We start from the raw sequence: 23,846 nt of genomic DNA on the forward strand, positions 1-23,846 counted from the left end.
GTATGCAGGGGCATTGAAGGAACGACAATGCCGCACTTTCATTGCGGCAAGTGATCACTTTGCTTCAGAACGCGATCACCCGCATGCCGGTCACGCCGTGCCGGTGAGGGCCCGCTTGGCGATGAGGGCCTCGCGATTGCGGCTGTCCTGGCCGAGGACGTCCTCGAGCACCGCGCGGGCGGCACGCGTCCGCCCGGACCGCCAGAGCGCCTGCCCGAGCGCGGTCTGGATCGACAGCTCGTGCGGCAGCCGGCTCGCCGCGGCCTGGAGCTGCCGCACGGCCGCCCCCGCGTCGCTCGCCAGCAGGATCCGGCCCGTTCCGGCCAGCAGCCACCCGACACCGGCGTTGTCCGGGACGGCCTCGCAGATCGTCGCGGCCTCGCGGTAGCGCGAGATCGCCGTCGAGGCGTCCCCCTGCTCGTAGGCGATGTCGCCGAGGAAGGTGGTCGCGGCGGCGCGGACCTTCAGGTCACCCTCGCCGCAGGCCCGGACGGCCGCGTCGGTATGGCGCCGGGCGAGCTCCGGATCGCCGTCCAGGAGCGCCCGGTGGGCCTGGCGCAGGCGGATCGACGGGCCCGGGCGCCGGATGGGGACGGCCCTGCCGCCGAGCCTGCCGAGCGGCTCGATGAGCCGGGGATGCTGCAGTTCGTGGTAGCGCTCCTGGCCGCGCAGGCGCGCCCGGATGAGGTGGCGGTCCTGGACGGCGTCGACGACCGCCTTCGGCACGTCGTCCCACAGCCGCGCTTCGAGGACGCCGGCACGCCCCCGGGGCCCGCCGAACACGCCGCGGAACCAGGACAGGACGTGCTCCGGCGGAAGGCTGTGGTCGGCGGCGATCGTGGCGAGGCTGTGCGAGCAGAACTCGGCGAGCACCCGGTCCACCTCGCCGTGCAGCCGTTCCGCGGAGATCTCGGCGTCGCCCGGCAGGCCCTCCGACAGCAGGACGCAGACGAGTTGCAGCAGGGCGGGCTCGACCCGCGACGTCGTCTGGACGCCGCCCGCCGTCCGGACCGTCCGCAGTTCCCGCACCAGAGCCGCGGCGAGGTCCTCGGCGTTCCGGCCGGCACCGCGCAGCAGCGCGCCCGCCGCCTCGTGCGCCGCGCCGGGCGTCAGCGGGCCGAGGGAGCACATCGCCGGCGACGGCTGGCCCAGCCGCGCGGCCAGTTCGAGCGCCTCGTCGACGGCGTCGTCGCGCACGGCCAGCAGCAGATGCAGGTCCGGCTCCTCCTTCATGAGGGCCGTCAGGTCGTCGAGGAACGCCCGCCGATGCCGTTCGTGCCGGGGCGAGGTCCGCAGCAGCGCCTCCGCGCCGTCGATGGCGGCGAGGGTCGGCAGCCGTCCGCCGAGGCGGTCGAGCCGGCGGTGCTTGCGCAGGAACGGCCCGATCGGCAGTTCGGAGATTTGTATCGGTGACGCCCGCGGGTACCACGACCCGAGCACGGCGAGGCGGAAGTGGTTGTGCTCCGGCAGCGCCGCCACCGGGAACGCGGGCCGGTACGCGACATGCGCGACGGGCAGCACGTTCGCCCCCTTGTCCCGCAGTTCCGGCACGACGCCCGCGCGCAGCAGCGAGGTCTTGCCGACGCCGGCGCCTCCGTGGAGCACGGTGAGCCGGCTCTGCGCCCACGTCCCCCGGACCTCGCCGGTCTCCCGGGTCCGGCCGCGGAAGGCCTCTCGATCGGGCTCATCGAACGCGCGGCGACCGGCGTCGGCACGCGGACCGTAAGGATGAGCTGGCGCGATCATCGTTCCGTCCCCAGGAGCGGATATCCGCTGGAGAGCTTCGGCGACATCGGATTCAGGATGCCCAGGTCTGCCGAGAATAACGCACCGCCGTTCCGCCCGGCGCCGAATGCGGTGAACGCCCTCGCCCCATCACCGTTCCGATCGCCCGGGACGGCCTTCGGCCGCGTTCACCGGCTCATACGCCGCGAAGAGCACTCCGCTTGGGGGCGAGCCTGTTGTCGAATCCGCGGACGGCCGGGTTCTGCCGGGACACCTCCATCGCGGCCCGCCGGAGACCGGGTGCGCTGGAAAGGGCCAGGTCGGTGCTCGGAAGCCGGTCGGTAAGGCGGAAGGAACCTTCCTGCATCAGCGTCTCCTCCAACGTCGACACCGCGGAGCCACATCCACGCCGCCGCATGACGGTATGGAGTTCGTGACCATGGTCTCAGAAAGCCGCCCGCAAAGCCATAGGACGGATGCCGCCGCCATGCGGACCGAACACAATCGCGATGAAGACGTCCGAAAATGGCCTCATGATCCGTGTGTCACCTGACACAGACTGGTACGAGCAGCCTCAATACACTATCTTCATTGACGGAATTACTTGACCACGACGTGATGCGGCGTGTCCGGTGGGGGCGCGGGCGTGGCGCAGGGGGATCGAGTGACCAACGCACAGCCGGATTCATCGTTCGCCACGGATCGCGTGCCCCAGATCTGGGGCAAGGTTCCCCCGCGGAACAAGAACTTCACCGGCCGGACGGATCTGCTCGAGCGGCTACGCGGAGGCCTGGCCAACCGGGTCACGGCGGTCGTTCCGCACGCGCTGCACGGTCTCGGCGGTGTCGGCAAGACGCAGATGGCGGTCGAGTACGCCTACCGGTACAGATCCGCGTACGACCTCGTCTGGTGGATCCCGGCCGACCAGCCCGTCCTGGTGCGCTCCTCGCTCGCCAGCCTCGCGCAGCCCCTCGGCCTCCCCTCGGCGTCCGTGAGCGGCGTCGAGGACGCCGCGAACGCCGTCCTGGACGCGCTGCGCCGCGGCGAGCCCTACACCAACTGGCTGCTGATCTTCGACAACGCCGACGAGCCCGAGGAGCTGACCGAGACGCTCCCGCAGGGCCCCGGCCACGTCCTGATCACCTCGCGGAACCACCGCTGGGCGGGGGTCGTCGACGCGGTCCCGATCGACGTCTTCACCCGCGAGGAGAGCATCGAGTTCCTCACGCGCCGGGTGCCCCGCGGCATCAGCACGGAGAACGCCGACCGGCTCGCGGAGGAACTGGGCGACCTTCCGCTCGCCCTGGAGCAGGCGGGCGCGCTCCACGCGGAGACCGGCATCGCGGTATCGGACTATCTGCAGCTTCTCGGAGAGCGCACGAGCCAGCTGCTCTCCCAGGGCAAGCCGACCGAATATCCGGTGTCGATGACGGCCGCGTGGGCCCTTTCCGTCGCCAGTCTCGAAGAGAAGATGCCGGAGGCCCTGGAACTTCTGCGCTATTGCGCGTTCTTCGGCCCCGAGCCGATCCCGCGCGACGCCTTCAGCAAGGCGGTGCCCGGTCTCAGCGCGGGACTCGCGGACCTGATCCGCGACCCGATCCGGCTGAGCCGGGCCATTGGTGAACTGGGACGCTTCGCTCTCGCACGGCTCGACCTCCCCGCCCGGACCATTCAGGTCCACCGGCTGATCCAGGCGCTCGTCCGCGACGAATTGTCGGAGGCGGAGCAGGGGCGCCTCCGGCACGAGGTCCACCTGCTGCTGGCGGAGTACACCAAGTCCGACCCGAACGACTCGGTGAACTGGCAGAAGTACCTGAACGCACTCGGCCACTTCGAGCCGGCCGGGGTCGCGCAATGCCAGGACCCGGTGGTGCGTGACCTCTCCCTCAATCTCATCACCTACCTCTACGCGTCGGGCGACTACGGCTCCGCGCGCATTTTCGTGGAGTCCTTCCTCGAGGAATGGACCGCCTCGTCCGGCGCCGACCACGAGAACGTCCTCAGGCTCCACGTGGAAATGGGCAACCTCCTGCGCGAACTCGGGCAGTACCCGGACGCCACCGAGCGCGGCCTGCAGACGCTGGACGCGGCCGAGAAGACGCTCGGCCCCGACCACGAGACCACGCTGCGCGCCCTGCGCGGGCGAGCCACCGATCTGCGATCGAGCGGCGACTTCCAGCAGGCCTTCGAGAGCGACCAGGAGGCGCTGCGCCGGATCGAGGCCAAGGCGGGCGAGAAGGGCTTCACCCTCTGGCGAGCCATCAACAGCGTGGCGCTCGACTACGGGCTGCGGAGCAACTACAACCAGGCCCGAACCCTTCTCGAACAGGTCTACCGGGACGTGCTCGTGGCCGGGGGCCAAGCCCAGGACCCGAGCGCCTACACCAACATCTACACCGGGCTGGCGCGGGCGGTCCGGCTGAGCGGGGACTTCTCCGAGGCCTGCGACCTCGGCGAGGACGCCTACGCCTTCAGCGTCGAGAGCCTCGGCCCCGACCATCCGTGGACGCTGCGCACCGGCAAGGACCTGTCCATCGCCTGGCGCCGCGCGGGCGACTACGAGCGGGCCCTGGAGGTCGGGGAGGACGTCCATCAGCGCTACGTGCGGGCCTTCGGCGTCGGCCACCCGGACACCCTGGCCGCCGCGACGTGCCTGGCGAACATCCGCCGCACGATGGGCGAGTTCCAGGACGCACTGACGCTCGCGGAGGACACCGTCCGCCGCTATCCGCGCGTCTATCCCGCCGAGCACCCGTACTACCACGCCTGCTCGGGGAACCTGGCGATCCTGCAGCGGGTCACGGGCGACGTGGGCCTGGCCCGCAAGACGAACGAGAAGGCGCTGGCGGGCCTGGAGTTCAAGCTCTCCCGCGACCACCACTACTCCCTCACCGTGGCGCTCAACCTGGCCAGCGACCTCGCGGAACTGGGCGAGGTGGAAGCGGCGCACAGGCTCTGCTCCGGCACGATGCGCCGGCTCCGCGCCCTTGTGGGCGAGGAGCATCCGCTGACGCTGTCCGCCGCCGCGAACACCGTGGCGAACCTGCGCGCGCTCGGCCGGGACGAGGATGCCGACGCGCTGTTCGCCGAGACCGAGCAGGCCTACCGCCACACCCTCACGCTCGAGCACCCCGACGCCCAGGTCTTCCTGGAGGGACGCCGTCTCGACGCCGACTTCGACCCGCCGCCGATCTAGAAGGCCCCTGCCGGGACCGGCGGTCACCCGACGGTGACCGCCGGCTCCGTTCTCAGCGCCGCGAGGTCGCGGCTGAGGACGTCGCGGATGTGGGTGATCAGTTTCAGCAGGTCGCGGCAGTACACCGACGGATTCCGGAACCCCGTGCCCGACTTGTAGCGGTGCGGGTAGAGGCCCGCGCCGCACACCTCGTGCGCGTCGCAGGCGAGGCACTGCGCCGAGAGCGCCCGCCGGCCGATCTGCCTGGCGGCGACGGACGGCAGCGACAGCACGGTGTCGAACGGGTCGCGGGACACGTGCAGCCGGGTGCCCGCCGCCCCGTCATAGACCGATTTCAGCGAGTCGACCTGTTCGATCTCGCCGTTGGTCTCCACCACGGCGACGGCCACCGGGGACAGCCCCACGGCCTCGCTGGCGGACATCCGCCCGAACAGCAGCCGGATGATCTCGCTGAACAGCCGGATCCGCACCCGGTCGGCGTCACGTTCGTACCAGCGGTCGAAGATGGCGATGAGCCAGTCCCCGTACGGCGCCGACTCGTCCGGGAAACGGCCCGGAGGCGGCGCGTCCCAGTTCCCGTGCGGCAGCAGGAAGTCCATCTCCGGCGGCTCGAACTCCCGCAGCGCCTCGTAGGTGGCGATCGGGTCGTTGCCCAGTTCGATGGTGCTGAGGAGCCCGCCGAACAGGTGCCGGTACCGGGGCCCGGTCAGCCGCCGCAGGCCCGCGCGCACGTCCTGGTAGCTGCCCCGCCCGTTCGCGCGCCGCCGGTGCCGGTCGTGGCCCTCCTCGTCGCCGTCGACGCTGACGCCCACGCTGACGCCGTACTCGGCGAACAGGTCGAGGAACATCTCGTCCAGCAGGACGCCGTTGGTCTGCACGCTGAAGCCCGCGTGCACATCGGGTTCGGTTGCGGTGCGGATCGTCTCGACGGCGTGCCGCAGGTGCTCGACGCCCGCGAGGAGCGGTTCGCCACCGTGCAGGACGACCTCGACCTCGGGCAGCAGGTTCATCCGCGCGTGCTCGGCGATGCGCTCCGCCGCCCACCCGACGACCTGGCGCGACATCCGCCGGGGCTGCCGCCGCCAGCCTTGGTCGGCCATCTCGTACATGTAGCAGTAGTCGCAGGCCAGGTTGCACCTGCTGTGCACCTTGAGGATGAAGTCGCGGATCGGGGTGGGGCGCCAGCCGCCTTCCAGGAGGGCGCGCACGTCCAGCGCACCCGGCCACTCGATCTCCTGGCCGGGTTCGTCGCTGCGGACGCCCACGCTTGCCGACCTCCTAGGTGAGACCAAGACGCGGCGCTGCGCTTGCATTTTGTACTGATATATCGGGCTTACTTGATCAATAAACGCGATCAACTCTCGTTCGTCAAGGCCCACCGCTCATGGTCTCTCCACGTACCGTCGATCTTGATGTACGCGGGCGAGAACCCCTCCCGGCGGAAGCCGAGCCGCTCGGCCAGCCGCAGCGACTCCACGTTCCCCGGCTGGATGTCCGCCTCCACCCGGTGCAGCCCCAACTGATCGAACGCGTACCGGACGGCCAGCGCGACCCCCTCGGTCATGTAGCCCCGGCCGGCGTGCGGCAGGAACGCCGCGTAGCCCAGCACCCCGCGCTGGTACGACCCGCGGACGATCTCGTTGATGTTCACCATGCCCGCGAGATCCCCGCCGTCGCGCGGGCAGACCACCATCCCGACCGCGGTCACCTGGTCGAACCGCGCGAGGTACGCCGCGAACTCGCCCGCGGACCGGGGCAGCCTCACCCAGGGCCGGTGCAGCCCCTCGCTCGCCTCCGCCAGTTCGAGGAACCGGGCCTCGTCGTCCGCCCGCACCCGCCGCAGCAGGACCCGGGTGCCCACCGTCAGCTCCACGCCCACCCGCGAAATCTACGCCACCCCGGGCACGCCGGACGCCGTGGCCCCGCCCCCGCCGTCGAGGACCCTCACGTGGTCGTCCTTCTGGATCTCACGGCGCCTTCCCGGCGCCCGGACGGTCGTCCTGGACCTCGACCCCGGCATTCCGGTCATCGCTCCGGGAGACTGGCCGGAGCAGCGGATCAAGGAGGTCCGCATCATCCCCGGCCACGACCCGGCCCGGCGGCCCGGCGCGCATCACTCCGCGACCTTCGCCGACCTCGACGCGATGAACGCCTCGGAGCTCCTGACCGACCTCCTCCACCTCTCCGACGGCCGCATGGCGACCTGAAGCCCCGCCCCTGAGCTCCGGAGGCGCAGACACGGATACGGCCCGACCGCTGAAGCGGTCGGGCCGTATCCGTCATCACGGGTGGAGGTGGCGGGAATCGAACCCGCGTCCTTCGGTGAAGAGCTAGGGCTTCTCCGGGTGCAGCCTGCTTGACGCTTTCTCAGTCCCGGCGCTCACGCAGGCGTGTCGCCGACGGACTCAGTCGCTGTTGGTTTTCCCTACAGGCCCCGCGACCGGGCTTGCAGGTGGAGTCTCCTTACGATGCCAGGCCCCGGGTCGGAGACGCTCCCGGGCTGACAGAGTTCGCTCCTCGCTCAGGCGGCGAGGGCGAACTCGGACTGCTTCTTGTTGGCAGTTATTGGTTTGCTGTCACAGGATTTACGAGGTCACGACAGCAACCCTCGACCCGCTTCCCCTGGCTCGAACGACCGAAGTCGAAGCCGGTCACCCCCATGTTGAGTTGTCAAAACGGCCGCCGCAGGACGTCCGCACGATGACGTTACAAGGATAACGCCCGGCGGAGCAACGTGATTCCCGGGCGGGGCCCGGACATGCAGGAACCCCGGTGGCGTGATCGAGTCGCGCCACCGGGGTCGACCGGCAGGGTCAGGCCGGTCCGGACGGCAGAGCCTCCCCCGAGACGAGGCTCTGGTCTCATCACTGCGACTGAGTCCGCAACCCCCCGAGCGGTTTCTCAGTCACCCGGGAAGACGCAGCCGGACCCCGGGACGGTTGCGTCCCGCCGGGCAAAGAGATCACAAAGTCCCGGCGGGGACGCTCAGCCTGCGCTACCGGTCCCCGACCTGGCCTTGGCGGGGATGCCGCGCAGGAACGCGGCCGCCACCTGGGACGCGGAGACGGGCCCCTCGATCGCGATGGCGAACGCGAGCTCGCCGGAGGAGCCGACGAACCAGGAGACCGTCTTCTGCTTGCCGCCCTCGGTGTACTGGGCGGTGGCCGCGGTACCGGCGACATCGCCGGTGACGTGGGCGGCCTGCGCGACGCCCTTGGAGGCGGTGCGGCTCAGCACGGTCGTCAGGTTGGCGACGGGGTCCGACGGCAGGGTCTGCGCCGGGATGTCCGCGGCCTTGGGCGGATCCGTGAGCAGGTAGGGCGACCGCCAGGTGCCGGCGCGGGCGGCGCCCGCCACCAGGGCCATGCCGAGCGGGCTGACCTGGACGCCCTCGCCGACCATCGCGGCGGCCTTGGCACCCTCGCTGGTCAGCGGCGGCAGGGACCCGGTGAACGCCGGGACGGAGACGCCCCACCCGCGGCCGATGCCGAACTGGGCCGCCTCGGCCTGCAGGGCACGCGCGTCGATCTTGCTGCTCAGCTGGGCGAGGGTGGTCCTGCAGCCGAGGGCGAAGGTGTTGGCGAAGGACGTGTCGGCGTGCGCCTTGTTGGTGAAGGTCCTGCCGCCGACGGTCACGCCGGCCGGGCACGAGGTCTTGGTGTTCTGCTTCACGCCGCCCTGCGCGAACAGCGCCTCGGCGGACACGATCCCGAACGCCAGGCCGGGCTGGTAGTGCGCCTCGAACGCGCGGTTCTCGCCGCCGGTGCCGCGGTTGGAGACGGCCACGACCTGGCCGGTGTTCGGACGCAGCGCCACCAGGGACGCGGGGTAGGGCACCCCCTTCAGCGCGTTGTCGGCCTTGTGCTGGACGGTCGGGTCGAGGGTGGTGGAGACCGGCTGCGGCGCCGCCCCGGGCCAGCTCTTCAGCACCTGGGTGGTCTTCCCGGAGGGGTCCTGCGCGACGACGCTGATGCTGGGGGTCCCGGCGAGGCGGCGCTGCTGGAGGAGCTGGATGCCGCTGACGCCGATGGTGTCGCCCGGCTGGTACGGGGCGCCGACCTGCTGGAGGAGGTCGGCGGTGGCGGGGCCGAGCTCGCCGACCAGCTCCGGCGCGGAGTTCGGGGCGCTCGGCGCCTTGATGGCGTTGATCTTCAGTCCGGGGACCTGCTTCAGCCGCTGGGCCAGCGCGCTCTGCTCGGGGTAGCGCAGGGTCAGCAGCGACAGGAACTTCTGCGGCGGGGCCGAGCGGACCCGGCCGAGCAGCCGCTCGGAGTCCAGCCGCCGGCCGCCGCCGAACTTGGCCACCTTGGCGAGCTGGTCGATGGTGGCCTGCGCGTCGGCGAGGCGCCCCGGGACCACGCCGATGTCGTAGGAGTACACCTCGTGCAGCATGCTGTGGCCGGAGCCGTCCTCGATCGCGGCGCGTTTCGGCACGTCGGAGACCACGGCGAGGCGCTGGCCGGGACCTAGCTGCGGATTGATGATCGAGGGGTTCCAGACGACCTTCCACTTGCCGCCGATCCGGCGCAGGTGCATGTGGCCGAGGTACTCCCAGGGCTGCCCGTTCTCGCCGAGGTCGATCTTCACCGAGAACCGCGCGTCGGCGTCGTCGCCGTTCTTGGCGATCGCCTTGACCTTGGCGTCGTCGACGCGGCCCTGGTCGCCCGAGACGCCGAGCGACAGCCGCAGCGACGCCGCGTCCAGCTGGGCGCGGACGGCGCCGAGCGCGGACGCCACCGCCTTGCGGTCGGTGCCGACGGTCTTCTTCGCGGCGGCCGGGTAGTTGCCGACCTGCCAGGCGATCAGGAAGTCGCGGACGGCGGGCATCGCGGACTCCTCCGCCCAGCAGCCCGTCGTCAACGTGCCGACGAGGGCCCCGCAGGCCGCCAGCGAGACGGCCCGGCGGCGCACGGTGCGGCTCCCGCGCGGGAGCCGCCTGAGCGGGAGGCGCGGGAGGCGCCCGCGGCCGCGGTTGGTCATCGACACCCCTACCGTCTCCTGAACCGGGCGGCCGCCGCCTTCTGCATCTCCCGGTCGGCTTCCCGCTTGGCGATGGCCTGGCGTTTGTCGTAGGCCTTCTTACCACGGGCCAGGCCGATCTCGACCTTGGCCTTACCGTCCTTGAAGTACAGCGCCAGCGGGATCAGTGTCCAGCCCGGCTCGGACGACTTGGCGATGATCTTGCCGATCTCGCGCCGGTGCAGCAGCAGCTTGCGGCGGCGGCGCGGCGCGTGGTTGGTCCAGGTGCCCTGCGTGTACTCGGGGATGTGCACGTTCTCCAGCCACACCTCGCCGTCCATCACGTGGGCGTAGCCGTCGGCGAGCGAGGCGCGGCCGGCGCGCAGCGCCTTGACCTCGGTGCCCATCAGCACCATGCCCGCCTCCCACGTGTCGTCGATGTGGTAGTCGTAGCGGGCACGCTTGTTCTGGGCGATGAGCTTGCGCCCTGTGTCGCGTGGCACTGTGATCAGTCCTTGTCCGGCGTCGTCGCGAGCAGGCCGCGCAGCACGTCCCGGCCGCGCTGCTCGGCCACTGAGGGAGGGCGGTCGGCGGAGACCGCCACGTCGGGTTCGATCCCGACCCCGTCGAGGTTACGGCCGCCCGGGGTGCGGTAGCGACCCACGGTCAGCTCGATCGCCGATCCGTCGGTCAGCCCGACCGACTCCTGCACCGAGCCCTTCCCGTACGTACGCGATCCTATGATCACCGCACGGTCCCGGTCGCGCAGGGAGCCGGCGACCACCTCGGCGGCGCTGGCGGTCCCGGCGTCGACCAGCACGACGAGCGGGACCCGCGCGTCGCCCGGCGCGGTGACCGTGCGCCGCTGGGCGGGCCCGCCGCGCGGCTCGTAGGTCACGACGAGGCCGCCGGGCAGGAACGCCGACGCCGTCTCGACCGCCTCGTCCAGCAGTCCGCCGGGGTCGCCGCGCAGGTCGAGCATGACCCCGCCGGATGGGTCGCCGGACGGCGACCGGCCGGTCACCGCGGCGCGGACCTGCCGTCCGGTGCCGCGGGTGAAGGCGCCGACGCGGATCAGCCGGACGTGCCCTGGCAGGTCGGTCACGGTGACGTCGCCTCCGGAGACGGGCGTGCGGACGAGATGGAACCGCTCTGTCCGACGCCCGCGCAGCACCGTGAGTTCGACGGCGTCGCCGGGACGTCCGCGCAGCGCCGCGCCGACGCGCGTCACGTCCCAGCCGTCGGCCGGGGCGCCGCCGACCGCGGTCACGATGTCGCCGGCGAGGACCCCGGCGCGGGCGGCGGCGGTGCCCGGCTGGACGCTCGCGACCCGCACCCGCGGGTCGCCGTCGGCGCTGCCGAGCCAGATGCCGACGCCGCTGTAGCGGCCGTTCAGGCGGCCCTCCATGTCGTCGTACCGGGCGGCCGGGTAGTAGCGGGCCCACTTGTCGCCGAGGCCGCGGAGCATGCCCTCGATGGCGGCGCGGTCGAGCTCGCCGCGGCCGACCGGGTGCGCGGCCCGGCTGCCGATCTTCGCGGCGGCCTCGTCCAGCACCGACCCGCCCGCGGCGGCCCGGCGGTCCGGGCGGCCCTCGCCGCTCAGCACGCCGAGCCCGTAGGCGCACAGGATCGCGGTGGCGACGGCGGCGCCGCGCAGCAGGCGGCCGGGGGCGGACATGACCGCAAGTGTAAAACCGCGGCCGTGCGGCCCTCCGCCGCTCCGCCGGACGAGTGCGGCCGGATTGTCAGGTACTAGATCTTCAGGTATCTGCGCAGGGTGAGGAACGAGGACGCGGCGCACAGCAGCACGCCGAAGCAGATCGACACGATGATCACCATGATCACCTGGAACCAGCCGAGCTGGCTGACCAACTGCACCGTTCCGGCCAGCCGGTCGATCAGCAGCTTCTTGCTGAGCACCAGCAGCACCGAGGCGAACACCCCGCCGATCAGGCCCGCGATCGCGCCCTCCAGGATGAAGGGCAGCTGGATATAGGTGTTGGACGCGCCGACCAGCCGCATGATGCCGGTCTCCCGGCGCCGGTTGAACGCCGACAGCCGGACCGTGTTCCCGACCAGCAGCACCGACGCGATCACCTGGATCAGCGCGATGCCCAGCGCCGCCGCCTGCAGCCCGTTCAGGATCTTGAAGAACTTCTTCAGGATCTCCTGCTCGTTGATCACCGTGTCGACGCCGGGATGCCCCAGCATCGCCTGCGCCACCGGTTTGTACTCCTCCGGGTTCTTCAGCTTCACCCGGAACGAGTCGGGGATGTCGCCCTCACGGGTGCTCTGCACGAACCCCGGCGAGCCGGCGAAGCGGTCCTTGAACCGCGCGAACGCCTGCTGCTTGTTCTCGTACTGGACGTTGGAGACCTGCGGCATCTTCTCCAGCTGCGCCTTGATCTCGGACCGCTGCTGGTCGGTGACGTCCTGCTTCTGGCAGTTGGCGTTGGAACTGGTCTTCGCGCACAGGAAGATCGAGACCTCGATCTTGTCGTACCAGTAGTCCTTGGACGCGGCCACCTGCTGGCGCAGCAGCAGTCCGGTGCCGAAGAGCGCCATGGCGATGGCGACGGTGATGACCAGGGAGATCGTCATCGTCAGGTTCCGGCGGAGACCGATCCAGATCTCCTGCATAACGAACTGTACGCGCATGCCTCGCTGTCCTTGATCGCCTGTGTCCGCCGCCGGCACGGGCACCGCGGCGCGGGCCCGGAACGGGCGTCCCCTCTGCCTGAGTGGTACGCCCAGTGGGAACCGTCGGTTCAGATGGAGCCGCCGCTGGAGGGGTCCGCGGCGGTGGCCCGGCGGGCCGTGGTCTGGGGGGCCGTGTTCGTGGGCCGTGGTATGGGGCTCGCGCCGGCCGGTGCGGGGCCCGCCCGGGTCAGTACGCCTGGCCGTACACGCCGCGGGACTGGTCGCGCACGACCCGTCCGTCCTCCAGCTCGACGACGCGCTTGCGGAACGCGTCGACGATCGCGGCGTCGTGGGTGGCCATGACGACGGTGGTGCCGGTCCGGTTGATGCGGTCCAGCACCTTCATGATGCCGATCGAGGTGGCGGGGTCGATGTTCCCCGTCGGCTCGTCCGCCAGCAGGATCATCGGCCGGTTGACGAACGCCCGCGCGATCGCGACGCGCTGCTGCTCGCCGCCGGACAGCTCGTCCGGCATCCGGTGGGCCTTGCCCTCCAGGCCGACGAGGTCGATGACCTCGGGGACGACCTTGCCGATGAACCGCCGCGGCTTGCCGATCACCTCGAGGGCGAACGCGACGTTCTCGAAGACGTTCTTGTTGGGGAGCAGCCGGAAGTCCTGGAAGACGCAGCCGATCCTGCGGCGCAGGTGCGGCACCTTCCAGTTGCTCAGACGGCTCAGGTCCTTGCCCGCCACGTGCACGTGACCCTGTGACGGGCGCTCCTCCTTGAGGATGAGGCGCAGGAAGGTGGACTTCCCGGACCCCGACGGGCCCACCAGGAACAGGAACTCGCCCTTCTCGATGCCGACGTTCACATGCTGGAGAGCGGGGCGGTTCTGGCTCGGGTAGACCTTGGTGACGTTGTCGAAATTGATCACGGCTGCATCACGGCGGTTCAGTCTAGGGGTTGGGGAGCGGCCGGCCGCCGGCCGCGGACTGGCCGTCCGCGGGCTGGGACCTGCGCCGCCCGGCTCCGCGACCAGGGGGGCCGTGGAACCTTCGAGCAGTGTAGAGGGGACAGTCAACTACCTCGTCCCGCTCCGTGGGGTGGGAACGCCCGGGGCCCGCCGCGTTCAACGGCGTGTCGCGCGCGGACGGGACGACGGCGCGGGCGGCGCCCCGCGGGGCCCCGACCTGTCCGTGCTGTGTCATGTACCGTCTCCCGATGTCCGGCCGTTTCATGCCGTCAAGCTCCCGGACTTGCCGGAACGACCATACAGTCCGGCTACGCTGGATGATGGCGAAAGATACCTAATCGGTCGACGATCGACGTTATCCCCGTATGGAGCCACGTACCGTTCACGGAGATTGGGGCCCATGAGATGAGCTGCGAACATCTGATCTGCGCTCGGTGCTCGAATCCGGTGGTCGAGGGACGCTGCGCCACCTGCCGCGCCGCGCGCGCGGAGCTGCACCACCACGGGCCTTCCGTCCCGCCGGCCGTGGTACTGGCCGTCCTGGTCGGCCTGCTGTTCGCCGCCCTCGTCCTCCAGCGCGTCTACGGCTGACGCCGCGTCCCGTCAGGGAGCGCCTCAGGGCTTCTTGACGGGCGGGGTGGCGGCCTTGGAGATCGCTCCGTCGTCGGCCACCAGCTCGGCCTTGGGCTGCGGCCTGCCCTTCTTGGCGCGCGGCGGGTCGTAGGCGGCGAACTGGAACGTCGCCGTGGTGTCGATCTCGTCGCCCTCGACGGTGCCGTCCAGGAGGTGCTCGGCCTCCTTGGGGATCTCCGGCTTCGCCCCGGCCGTTCCCGGCCCGACGAGCGCGTTGTTGCGGAACAGCGAGTACAGGATCAGCCCTCCGCCGTTCTTCGTCCGCAGGCCGAAGTAGGGATAAGGCGTGGCCGTGTAGACGACGGTGAGGGTGAGGTCCCGCTCCTTGGCCTTCTTCTTGGCGCGCTTCGTCTGCTGGTAGTAGCCGGACGTCAGCGGACCGGTCTCCATGACCTTGGCGGCGACGCTGCCCGCGCCCTCGGCCGCCATGGTCGCCTGGATCCCGCCGACGTCGCGGGGGCGGATCAGCACCTTGGAGTCGTCCGAGCTCAGCGCCTCGGCGTAGCCGTCGGGGTCCAGCTGGATCTTGGGCGGCTCGGCCTTGGGCGCGAGCAGCGTCGCCAGCGTCAGGTGCCAGTCGTCGGAGGGAGCGCGCAGGATGAACGCCATCAGCGCGGTCTGCTTGCTCTTCTTCTTGCCCGGGACGGACCGGTCCACGGACGCGACGAACCACTGCGGGTAGGCGTCGGGCTTCAGCTTCGGCACGTACAGCGCCGGCTTGCCGTAGGAGAAGCGGCGCACCGGGTCGCCGTCGAAGGCCGCCTTGCGGAACTCGGCGGCGGTGAGCAGGGACCGCCCGTCGGACGTCCAGGTCAGCGCCAGCCGCTCGTCGGCGGCGGCGCGGGCCACGTCCTCGTCGGTGATGTAGGTCTGGAACGCCTTGCTCGCGACGTCCAGGGTCAGCGGGACCGGCTGCGGCGGGGCGGTCGACGGCATGGCCGGGGTCGGGCGCGCCTGCGGCTTGTCGCCGCCGCCACCGCAGCCCGCGGCCATGAGCGGCGGCACCAGCAGCAGGGCGGCCGCCACCGCCCGCGCGATCCTACGCAACTACCGCCCCCCGGCACCGACGCGTCGCCGGGCCGTCCCCGGCCCGGCCTTCCGGCCCGTGATTCTGCCATCCGCAGCGTATCGGCGGGCGTCCGGGCACTGCCCGCACGGCGATAAGCTCGAACCGTGGCAGGCATCGAACCGGAAGAGCAGCTCAAGGAGCTCGGCTCGACCCTCGCGGGCATCGAGCAGGTGCTGGACCTCGACGGCATGCGGCGTGACATCGCCGAGCTGCGCGAGCAGTCGGCCGACCCCGGGCTGTGGAACGACCAGGAGCGCGCCCAGTCGGTGACGCGCCGGCTGTCGTACCTGGAGAGCGAGCTGGGCCGGGTCGAGGGGCTGCGGCAGCGGCTCGACGATGCCGCCACCCTGTACGAGATGGCGCAGGAGATGGACGACGCCGACACGCGCGCGGAGGCCGACGAGGAGCTGGCGGCGCTGCACAAGGCGATCCAGCAGCTCGAGGTCCGCACGCTGATGTCGGGCGAGTACGACGCCCGGGAGGCGCTCGTCACCATCAACGCGCAGGCCGGCGGCGTGGACGCGGCCGACTGGGCGCAGCAGCTGCAGCGCATGTACCTGCGCTGGGCCGAGCGGCACGGCTACCCCACGGAGATCTACGAGACGTCCTTCGCCGAAGAGGCCGGGATCAAGTCGACGACGTTCACCGTGAAGGCCCCCTACGCCTACGGGACGCTGCGCGGGGAGCACGGCACGCACCGGCTGGTGCGGATCTCCCCGTTCGACAACGCGGCCCGGCGGCAGACCTCGTTCGCGGGCCTGGACGTCGTCCCGGTGGTGGAGCAGAGCGACCACGTCGACATCGACGAGAGCGACCTGCGGGTGGACGTGTACCGGTCGTCCGGGCCGGGCGGCCAGGGCGTCAACACCACCGACTCGGCGGTGCGGATCACCCACATCCCGACCGGGATCGTGGTGTCCTGCCAGAACGAGCGCAGCCAGCTGCAGAACAAGGCCACGGCGATGAACGTGCTGCAGGCCAAGCTGCTGGAGCGCAAGCGGCAGGAGGAGGCGGAGAAGATGTCCGCGCTGCGCGGCGAGGGCACCAGTAGCTGGGGCACGCAGATCCGCAACTACGTACTGCACCCGTACCAGATCGTCAAGGACCTGCGCACCGGCGTCGAGGTCGGCAACCCCACCGCGGTGCTGGACGGCGACATCGACGAGTTCATCGAGGCCGAGATCCGCTGGATGCGCCAGCAGGAGACCTCCGCCTGAGCCTCGCCCCGTGCGAGTTTCCGGATTCGGTGAGTGATCACGTTGTCACTCTGCGAGTATCTCCCGTGGACCGGATCACCGATTCCGCCACGGGGGGGCGCATGCCCGCACGCAACGTCACGTCCACGGTTCTGCCGGCCGTCCTGCTGGCCGGCGCCGCGCTGGCCGCCGCCGGGTGCGACGACAACACGTCCTCGGCCGGCGTGGGCCCGCCCGCGCTGACCAAGCAGCAGGCCGGGCAGGTGCTGGCCGCCTACACCACCGCGGTGAACCGGGCGGGCAAACGGCTGGACGGCAAGGAGCTGCCCGGCATCGAGGCCGACCCGCAGCTGTCCATGGACGACGCCGCGCTGAAGCTGCGGCGCGTGATCAGGCAGCGGCCGCCCGAGATGGAGTTCGCTCATCCGGTGTTCTACATCCCGCGGCTGCACGGGTACCCGCACTGGTTCGCCGCCGACGCGGTCACCGGCAAGGGCAAGCAGGCGCTCCGGCACGCGCTGCTGTTCACGCAGGCCAAGGCGGGGGCGCCGTGGCTGCTCGCCGCCGACCCGTACCCGGTGGACGCGTCGCTGAGCAAGGTGGCGGTCGACCCGGACGGGTACGCCACCCCGGTCGAGCCGGGTGACAGGGGGCTGCCGATCGCGCCGGCCAGGCTGCCCGCGGCGCACGCGGCGCTGCTGACCGGAGGGCCGTCCGCGCCGGGGACGTCAGTGCTGGCGAAGGGGCCGAAGACCACCGAGACCTACGACGCCCTGAAGCAGGGCGAGCGGGCGCTGGCGAAGCGCGGCGTCACGCTGTCGTCGAGGTTCTCGGCGGCGCCGTTCGCGGTGTACGCCCTGCGCACGAAGGACCGCGGCGCGCTGGTCTGGTACGTCGTGAAGCAGAACGAGGCGTATTCCGCCGCGAAACGGGGCAGGCTGGCGGTGAGCGGTGATCTCACCGGGCTGGCGCCGGCGGCGTCCGCCAGGACGCGGATGGACACGACCGTCCTGGTGCAGTACCTGGCCACCGTTCCGCCCAAGGGCCGCGCCACGGTCACCGGCATGTACCGCAAGGCGATCGCCGCCCACGGTTCCTGATCTCCGTCGGGTGCCGGGCCGTCCCGCTCTTCTCGACCGCTGCAGTGGGACGGTCCCGGCATCCGACGGCCCGCCACCGGACGTCCCCGTCCGAGGCATGGCGCTCGGCGGGGCACCGCGTTCTTCTACACTGGCGCGACATACTCGACATTCCGTCCGCCGAGGTGGGAAGTGCGCCGAGCGCCCCGGAGGGCCGTGGCCCTGGTCATGGCGGGTTCCGCCGTCCTCACCGCGGCGTGCTCCGGCGGCGGCGCGGCCGGCGGGACGGCCGCCGCCGCGCCCGGCGGGCCCCCGGCGATCGGCGCGGACGAGTCGCTGAAGGTGCTGCGCGACTGGACGGACCGGCACAACAAGGCCCTCACGTCCGGCGACGAGAAGCTGTGGCGCGACACCGTGACCGGTCCCCTCGCCGCGCCGGTGACCGCCCGCGTCCGCACCTACGGCAAGCTGCCGGAGACCGCGACGATCTCCCTGGCGAACCCGGTACTGTACGTGCCGCGCCGCTCCGCGTACCCGAAATGGTTCGGGATCGCCGCGCTGGAACGGTCGGACGGCAAGGATCAGCAGGTCCTCGGCGTGTTCGTGAAGACGTCCGCGAAGGACGGCTGGCGGGCCGCTCACTGGCTCACCTTCCAGGGCGGCGCCCCCGACCTCGCCTACGACGCCGGGGGCTACGCGATCCCCGCGCCCGACCGGGGCCTGCCCGCCGCGCACGCCGGCTACCTCGCCAAGGGCGACGCCACCGGGATGATGCCGGACCCGTTCGCCGCAAGCTCCCGCAAAGCCGAGCAAGGCGACTGGACCGTGGCGCCGGGCCGGTTCGCGCCCGGCCCGGGCCCGTCGTACGCGCTGCGCACCGGCGACGGCGGCTCCCTCGTCTGGTACGGGCTGACGCAGGACGCGACGCTCACCGGCGGCACGGAGCGCGGCCTGCCCGCCGACGTCCGCGACTACCTCGCCAAGGACGGCCGGAAGCCCGGCGAGACCGTCCACGCCTCGTGGCAGTGGCTCGCGATCGGCTACGCCCCACCATCCGGCCAGGCCCGCGTCCTAGGCGAGTCCGTCTCCCTCACCACCGCCCACTGACCGTTGAGTTGTGGGGGGGGGGGGGGGGGGGGGGGGGGGCCGCCCCCCCCCCCCCCCCCCCCGCCCGTGTGGGGGTGGGGGGGCGGGGGGCCCCCCCCCCCCCAACCCCCCCCCCCGCCACAAGTGAACGTGGTCAGGCTTCGGTGGAGGGGAGGGAGCTGGCCGTCACCAGGGTGCGGATCGAGCCGAGCGCCACCGACAGCGTCGCCAGGTCGAAGCTGTCGCTCTCCCAGATCTCGCTGAGCGTCTGCTGGGCGCGCTGCACCGCGGTCTTGTTCTTCTCCGCCCAGTGCGCCATCCGCACCTCGGGCTCCCCGCCCGGCTCGCTCGTCACGAGCACGTCGCGGGTGAGCGCGGCGTGCGCGGCGTACAGGTCGTCGCGGAGCGCGGAACGGGCCATGGACCGCCACCGGTCGTCGCGCGGCAGCGCCACGACCCGGTCGCGCAGCCGCGCCAGCTGCAGCCGGTCCGCCAGGTCGAAGTAGACCTCGGCGACCTCCTCCACCGGACGCCCCGACTCGTGCGCGATGCCGACCAGGTCGAACGTCGAGTACGCGGTGACCAGCATCGCGCACTGCTCGGCCAGCTCGTCCGGCACGCCCCGCTCGGCGAAGCCGTCCCGGCGCTGCTCGAACGCCTGCAGGTCCAGGCCGACGAGCAGCTTCGGCAGCTGCTCGGTGAGCGTGGCCGCGCCGGCGGCGAAGAAGTCGATCGTCTCCCGGATGTCGAACGGGGGGCGCCGGTTGTGCAGCAGCCAGCGGGCGCCGCGCTCGGTCAGCTTGCGCGCCTCCAGCAACATCGCGATCTGCGTCGACTCGGCGACCTGGTGCGACAGCCGCTCCACCGACCGCCAGAACCGCGGCATCTGGAACACCTCGCGGGCCACCAGGTAGGCGCGGGCGATGTCCGACGACGACGCCCCGGTCTCCTCGTTCATCCGGAACACGAACGTGGTGCCGCTGTTGTTGACCAGGTCGTTCACCACCGCGGTGGTGATGATCTCGCGGCGCAGCGGGTGCCGGTCCATGTACGGCTGGAACCGCTCGCGCAGCGGCGTCGGGAAGTAGTCGACCAGCCACGACTCCAGGTACGGGTCGTCGGGCAGGTCGGAGGCGACGATCTCGTGGTCCAGGGTCAGCTTGGAGTAGGCGAGCAGGACCGAGAACTCGGGGCTGGTCAGCCCGAGCCCGGACTGCCGCCGCTCCGCGATCGTCTTGTCCTCCGGCAGGAACTCCAGCCGCCGCTTCAACTGCCCGTCGCGCTCCAGCTTGCGCATGTACCGGGCGTGGACGTGCAGCATCGAGGGCGCCTGCGCGCGGGACGCGGCGAGCACCACGTTCTGCGCGTAGTTGTCGGGCAGCACCAGCCGCGAGACCTCGTCGGTCATCTCGTAGAGCAGGGTGTCGCGCTGCTTGCGGGTCAGCTCGCCGTCCCGCACCACCTGGTCGAGCAGGATCTTGATGTTGACCTCGTGGTCGGACGTGTCGACGCCGGCGGAGTTGTCGATGAAGTCGGTGTTCACCAGCCCGCCGGTGCGGGCGTACTCGATCCGGCCGAGCTGGGTCATGCCGAGGTTGCCGCCCTCGCCGATGACCTTGCAGCGCAGGTCCTCGCCGTTCACCCGCAGCAGGTCGTTGGCCTTGTCGCCGACGTCGGCGTTGTTCTCCGACGCCGCCTTGACGTAGGTGCCGATGCCGCCGTTCCACAACAGGTCGACCGGCGCCTTCAGCGCGGCGCTGATCAGCTCGTACGGCGCCATCGCCTTCACCGAGCCGTCGATGCCGAGCGCCGCCCGCACCTGCGGGGTGATCCGGATCGACTTGGCGGTGCGCGGGTGCACGCCGCCGCCCTTGGAGATCAGCGAGGTGTCGTAGTCGGCCCAGGTGCTGCGCGGCAGCTCGAACATGCGGCGCCGCTCGGCGAACGAGACCGCCGGGTCCGGGTCGGGGTCGAGGAAGATGTGCCGGTGGTCGAACGCGCAGACCAGCTTGATGTGCTCCGACAGCAGCATCCCGTTGCCGAACACGTCACCGGACATGTCGCCGATGCCGACGACGGTGAAGTCCTCCCGCTGGACGTCCTTGCCGAGCGACCGGAAGTGGTACTTCACCGACTCCCACGCGCCGCGCGCGGTGATGCCCATCGCCTTGTGGTCGTAGCCGACCGACCCGCCGGACGCGAACGCGTCGCCGAGCCAGAACCCGTACTCGGCGGCGACGCCGTTGGCGATGTCGGAGAACGTCGCGGTGCCCTTGTCGGCGGCGACCACCAGGTAGGTGTCGTCGCCGTCGTGGCGGACGACGTTCGGCGGCGGGACGACCTTGCCGTCCACCAGGTTGTCGGTGACGTCGAGGAGCCCGGAGATGAAGTCCTTGTAGCAGGCGATGCCGGCCTGCTGCCACGCCTCCCGGTCGACGGACGGGTCGGGCAGCTGCTTGCCGACGAACCCGCCCTTCGCGCCCGCCGGGACGATGACGGTGTTCTTCACCGCCTGCGCCTTGACCAGGCCGAGGATCTCGGTGCGGAAGTCCTCGCGGCGGTCCGACCAGCGCAGCCCGCCGCGCGCGACGGACCCGAACCGCAGGTGCACGCCCTCCACCTTCGGCGAGTACACGAAGATCTCGTAGGTGGGGCGCGGCTGCGGCAGGTCCGGGATGCCCTCCGGGTCGAACTTCATCGACAGGTAGGGTTTGTGCTGGTAGTGGTTCGTGCGCAGGGTCGCCTGGACGAGCGCGAGGTAGGCGCGCAGGATGCGGTCCTCGTCGAGGCTCGCGACCTCGTCGAGCATCCCGTTCAGCTCCTCGATGATGGCGAGGCTGCGCTCCTCCTCGCCGCCGGCCAGCGCCGGGTCGAGGCGGCTCTCCCACAGCCGCACCAGCAGCCGGGTGATCGCGGCGTTGCGCAGCAGCACCTGCTCGATGTACCGCTTGGAGAACGTCGTCCCGGTCTGCCGCAGGTACAGGGCGTAGGCGCGCAGGATCATCGCCTGCCACCAGTTCAGCCCGACGTGCAGGACGAGCGCGTTGAACCCGTCGTTCTCGATGCGGCCCTGCCACAGCGCGGTGAACGCGTCCTGGAACAGGCCCTTGATGGCCTCCTCCGGGACGTCCGCCGGCGGCGCGTACCGCAGCCCCAGGTCGTAGATCCAGTACCGCTGCCCGTCGGAGGTGTTGACCTCGTAGGGGCGCTCGTCGACGACCTCCACGCCCATGTTCTGCAGCAGCGGCAGCACCCGGGACAGCGAGATCGGCTCGCCCAGCCGGTAGATCTTCAGCCGCCGCTCGCCGGGCTCGGCGCTGAACGGCTCGTACAGGTTGATGGAGGTGTCGTTCTCGTCGTCGAGGTCGTCGAGGAAGCGCAGGTCGGCGACCGCGGTGCGGGCCGGGAAGTCGGCCTTGTAGCCGTCGGGGAACGCGTCGCCGTACCGGCGGGCGAGCGTCCCGGAACGTTCCTCTCCGCACTGCTCCACGATGGCGTCGGCGAGGTCGTCCTCCCACGAGCGGGTCGCGGCGGCGAGCCGGTCCTCCAGGCCGTCGACGTCCACGTCCGGCAGCGGGCGGCCGCGCTCGCCGCGCACCACCACGTGCAGCCGGGCCAGCAGCGACTCGGTCACGTTCGCGCTGTAGTCGACGCTGACGCCCTCGAACGCCAGGCGCAGGATCTCCTGGATGCGCAGCCGGATCTTCGTGGTGTAGCGGTCGCGCGGCAGGTACACCATGCACGACATGAACCGGCCGTACAGGTCCTTGCGCAGGAACAGCTTCAGTTGGCGGCGCTCGCGCAGCCGCAGCACGCCGAGCGAGATGCCGAGCAGGTCGTCGACGGAGATCTGGAACAGCTCGTCGCGGGGGTAGCTCTCCAGGATCTCGATGAGGTCCTGGCCGTCGTAGCTGTCGGGGGTGAACCCGGCGCGCTCCAGCACCTCGTCGAGCTTGCGCTTCAGGACGGGCACGTGCGCGATCGACTCGCTGTAGGCGACGTGCGTGAACAGCCCGAGGAACCGGCGCTCGCCGATGACCTCGCCGGCCTCGTCGAACTTCTTGACGCCGATGTAGTCCAGGTAGAGGCCGCGGTGGACGGTGGAGCGCGAGTTCGCCTTCGTCAGGATCAGCAGCCGCTTCTCGGTGGCCTTCTCGCGGACCTCCGGCGGCAGCGCCGCGAAGCTGTCGGACTCCCGCTTGTCGTTGCGCAGGATGCCGAGGCCGGTGCCGGGCTCGGGGCGCAGGCCGAGCCGGCCGTGGTCCCGCACGTCGGCGGCCGAGGTCCGGCCGTCGTCGACGAGGGTGTAGTCGCGGTAGCCGAGGAAGGTGAAGTGCCCGTCGGCGAGCCAGTCCAGCAGCTCGACGCCCTCGGCGAGCTCCTTGTCCGGCAGCGGCGGCGCGGCGTCCCGGATCGACGCGGCGATCTCCACCGCCCGGGCCCGCATCTTCGGCTCGTCCTCGACCGCGACCCGCACGTCCTGCAGGACGCGGACCAGGTCCTTCTCCAGCTGGTCCAGCAGCGCGCGGTCGCTGGTACGGTCCACCTCGATGTGGATCCAGGACTCGTCGATGTCGGACGGGCTGTCGTGCTTGCCGCGGAACGCCCGCAGGTGCCCCGCGACGTCGCGGTCCACCCCGAGCAGCGGGTGCACGATCAGATGGGTGGCGAGCTGGTGGCGGGTCAGCTCCATCGTGACGGAGTCGACCAGGAACGGCATGTCGTCGGTGACGACCTGGACGACCGTGTGGCCCGGGTCCCAGCCGTGCTCCTCGACGGTCGGCGTGAACACGCGCACCTTCGCGCGGCCCTGCGGCCGTTCCTCGCCGAGCGCCCGGTGCGCCATCGCGGGCCCGCAGATGTCGGCGGGGTCGCGGGCGAGAAGGTCTTCCGAGGCCACGTGACGGTAGTAGAGCCGGAGGTAGGCGACGGACTCCTCGACGTCCCCCGCCGAACGCGCCCCCGGCCGCTGGGCGCACGTCTCCGCCGCCCTCCGGAGCAGATCGTCCTTCGCCTGATCGAGCCTGCCGCCCATCACCAACAACACTCCCTAGAGAAACTTCGCCACCTCGTTGTGGCGCCGCTCACGTGCGCCAGTAAATCAGGGAAATCCCCCAAAGCCGACCTGCCAGTCCGCGAGGTCACCGTGGCTTTGCCCACCCTGCCAGGCCGTGCGGGGGCGCCGCCCGAAGATCGCCGAAGTCGGCGCCGGGCACCGGTCCGCGGGCACGCGACGGTGGCCGAGCCGCCCTCCGGACGCCGGTCACGGCGGTGCGACGGGCTGCCG

17 protein-coding genes and 1 other RNA gene are annotated in these 23,846 nt (G+C 71.3%); 6 read left to right on the top strand and 12 right to left on the bottom strand.

Features of this window, described 5'->3' with window-relative positions; translation table 11 throughout:
• Positions 1-90: 90 nt before the first annotated feature.
• Both F8568_RS00515 and F8568_RS00520 read right to left on the bottom strand, forming a co-directional pair.
• Entirely contained in the window at positions 91-1,746 is a 1,656-nt protein-coding gene (locus tag F8568_RS00515) for an nSTAND1 domain-containing NTPase (RefSeq protein ID WP_151590026.1), read from the bottom strand.
• 175 nt (positions 1,747-1,921) lie between these two features.
• The gene (locus F8568_RS00520) at positions 1,922-2,092 is read right to left on the bottom strand and encodes a hypothetical protein (protein WP_160573448.1); all 171 of its coding nucleotides are present in this window, start codon (positions 2,090-2,092) and stop codon (positions 1,922-1,924) included.
• Between the two features lie 339 nt (positions 2,093-2,431).
• Here F8568_RS00520 and fxsT point away from each other — a divergent pair, with 339 nt between their 5' ends.
• On the top strand, positions 2,432-4,921 hold the full coding sequence (gene fxsT, locus F8568_RS00525; protein WP_328600655.1) for an FxSxx-COOH system tetratricopeptide repeat protein: 2,490 nt from the start codon (positions 2,432-2,434) through the stop codon (positions 4,919-4,921).
• A 23-nt stretch (positions 4,922-4,944) separates the two neighbouring features.
• On the opposite strand, the gene F8568_RS00530 is transcribed toward fxsT, so the two are convergent.
• Both F8568_RS00530 and F8568_RS00535 read right to left on the bottom strand, forming a co-directional pair.
• Positions 4,945-6,186, bottom strand: coding sequence for an FxsB family cyclophane-forming radical SAM/SPASM peptide maturase (locus tag F8568_RS00530; RefSeq protein ID WP_328600656.1), 1,242 nt, complete (start codon positions 6,184-6,186; stop codon positions 4,945-4,947).
• Between the two features lie 89 nt (positions 6,187-6,275).
• On the bottom strand, positions 6,276-6,782 hold the full coding sequence (locus F8568_RS00535) for a GNAT family N-acetyltransferase (protein ID WP_151590030.1): 507 nt from the start codon (positions 6,780-6,782) through the stop codon (positions 6,276-6,278).
• Here F8568_RS00535 and F8568_RS00540 point away from each other — a divergent pair.
• Positions 6,775-7,128 carry a hypothetical protein gene (locus F8568_RS00540; protein ID WP_151590032.1) on the top strand — a complete coding sequence of 118 codons (354 nt, stop codon included), beginning with the start codon at positions 6,775-6,777 and terminating at the stop codon, positions 7,126-7,128. The genes F8568_RS00535 and F8568_RS00540 overlap by 8 nt on opposite strands.
• Before the next feature lie 79 nt (positions 7,129-7,207).
• Here the strand turns inward: F8568_RS00540 and ssrA are convergent.
• The 6 genes from ssrA to ftsE all read right to left on the bottom strand — a co-directional run bounded on the left by ssrA (position 7,208) and on the right by ftsE (position 13,457).
• Positions 7,208-7,580: a transfer-messenger RNA gene (gene ssrA / locus F8568_RS00545) on the bottom strand.
• A gap of 326 nt (positions 7,581-7,906) precedes the next feature.
• Positions 7,907-9,901 carry a penicillin-binding transpeptidase domain-containing protein gene (locus F8568_RS00550; protein WP_236008225.1) on the bottom strand — a complete coding sequence of 665 codons (1,995 nt, stop codon included), beginning with the start codon at positions 9,899-9,901 and terminating at the stop codon, positions 7,907-7,909.
• 8 nt (positions 9,902-9,909) lie between these two features.
• Positions 9,910-10,383, bottom strand: a complete 474-nt coding sequence (smpB, locus tag F8568_RS00555) for an SsrA-binding protein SmpB (protein ID WP_151541267.1) — start codon at positions 10,381-10,383, stop codon at positions 9,910-9,912.
• Positions 10,384-10,388: 5 nt separating this feature from the next.
• The gene (locus F8568_RS00560) at positions 10,389-11,558 is read right to left on the bottom strand and encodes a S41 family peptidase (RefSeq protein ID WP_151590034.1); all 1,170 of its coding nucleotides are present in this window, start codon (positions 11,556-11,558) and stop codon (positions 10,389-10,391) included.
• A 74-nt stretch (positions 11,559-11,632) separates the two neighbouring features.
• Positions 11,633-12,538, bottom strand: coding sequence for a permease-like cell division protein FtsX (gene ftsX / locus F8568_RS00565; protein ID WP_151590036.1), 906 nt, complete (start codon positions 12,536-12,538; stop codon positions 11,633-11,635).
• 229 nt (positions 12,539-12,767) lie between these two features.
• A complete protein-coding gene (gene ftsE, locus F8568_RS00570; protein WP_151541270.1) occupies positions 12,768-13,457 on the bottom strand; it encodes a cell division ATP-binding protein FtsE in 690 nt (229 codons plus the stop codon).
• Positions 13,458-13,943: 486 nt separating this feature from the next.
• On the opposite strand from ftsE, the gene F8568_RS00575 reads away from it, so the two are divergent.
• The gene (locus F8568_RS00575) at positions 13,944-14,087 is read left to right on the top strand and encodes a hypothetical protein (protein WP_236008226.1); all 144 of its coding nucleotides are present in this window, start codon (positions 13,944-13,946) and stop codon (positions 14,085-14,087) included.
• Positions 14,088-14,111: 24 nt separating this feature from the next.
• Here F8568_RS00575 and F8568_RS00580 read toward each other — a convergent pair whose 3' ends face one another.
• Positions 14,112-15,155, bottom strand: coding sequence for a hypothetical protein (locus F8568_RS00580; protein ID WP_328600657.1), 1,044 nt, complete (start codon positions 15,153-15,155; stop codon positions 14,112-14,114).
• A gap of 147 nt (positions 15,156-15,302) precedes the next feature.
• Here F8568_RS00580 and prfB point away from each other — a divergent pair, with 147 nt between their 5' ends.
• From prfB to F8568_RS00595, 3 genes are all read left to right on the top strand, one after another.
• Positions 15,303-16,415 (top strand): peptide chain release factor 2, encoded by a 1,113-nt coding sequence (prfB, locus tag F8568_RS00585; protein ID WP_151590042.1) that lies wholly within the window; start codon positions 15,303-15,305, stop codon positions 16,413-16,415.
• A gap of 101 nt (positions 16,416-16,516) precedes the next feature.
• On the top strand, positions 16,517-17,494 hold the full coding sequence (locus F8568_RS00590) for a hypothetical protein (protein WP_151590044.1): 978 nt from the start codon (positions 16,517-16,519) through the stop codon (positions 17,492-17,494).
• A gap of 195 nt (positions 17,495-17,689) precedes the next feature.
• Positions 17,690-18,580: a hypothetical protein gene (locus tag F8568_RS00595; RefSeq protein ID WP_151590045.1), complete on the top strand. Its 891-nt coding sequence runs from the start codon at positions 17,690-17,692 to the stop codon at positions 18,578-18,580.
• A 133-nt stretch (positions 18,581-18,713) separates the two neighbouring features.
• On the opposite strand, the gene F8568_RS00600 is transcribed toward F8568_RS00595, so the two are convergent.
• The gene (locus F8568_RS00600) at positions 18,714-23,594 is read right to left on the bottom strand and encodes an NAD-glutamate dehydrogenase (RefSeq protein ID WP_151590047.1); all 4,881 of its coding nucleotides are present in this window, start codon (positions 23,592-23,594) and stop codon (positions 18,714-18,716) included.
• Positions 23,595-23,846 lie beyond the last annotated feature (252 nt).

This window comes from Actinomadura physcomitrii (genome assembly GCF_008923205.2).
Classification (GTDB): Bacteria; Actinomycetota; Actinomycetes; order Streptosporangiales; family Streptosporangiaceae; genus Spirillospora; species Spirillospora physcomitrii.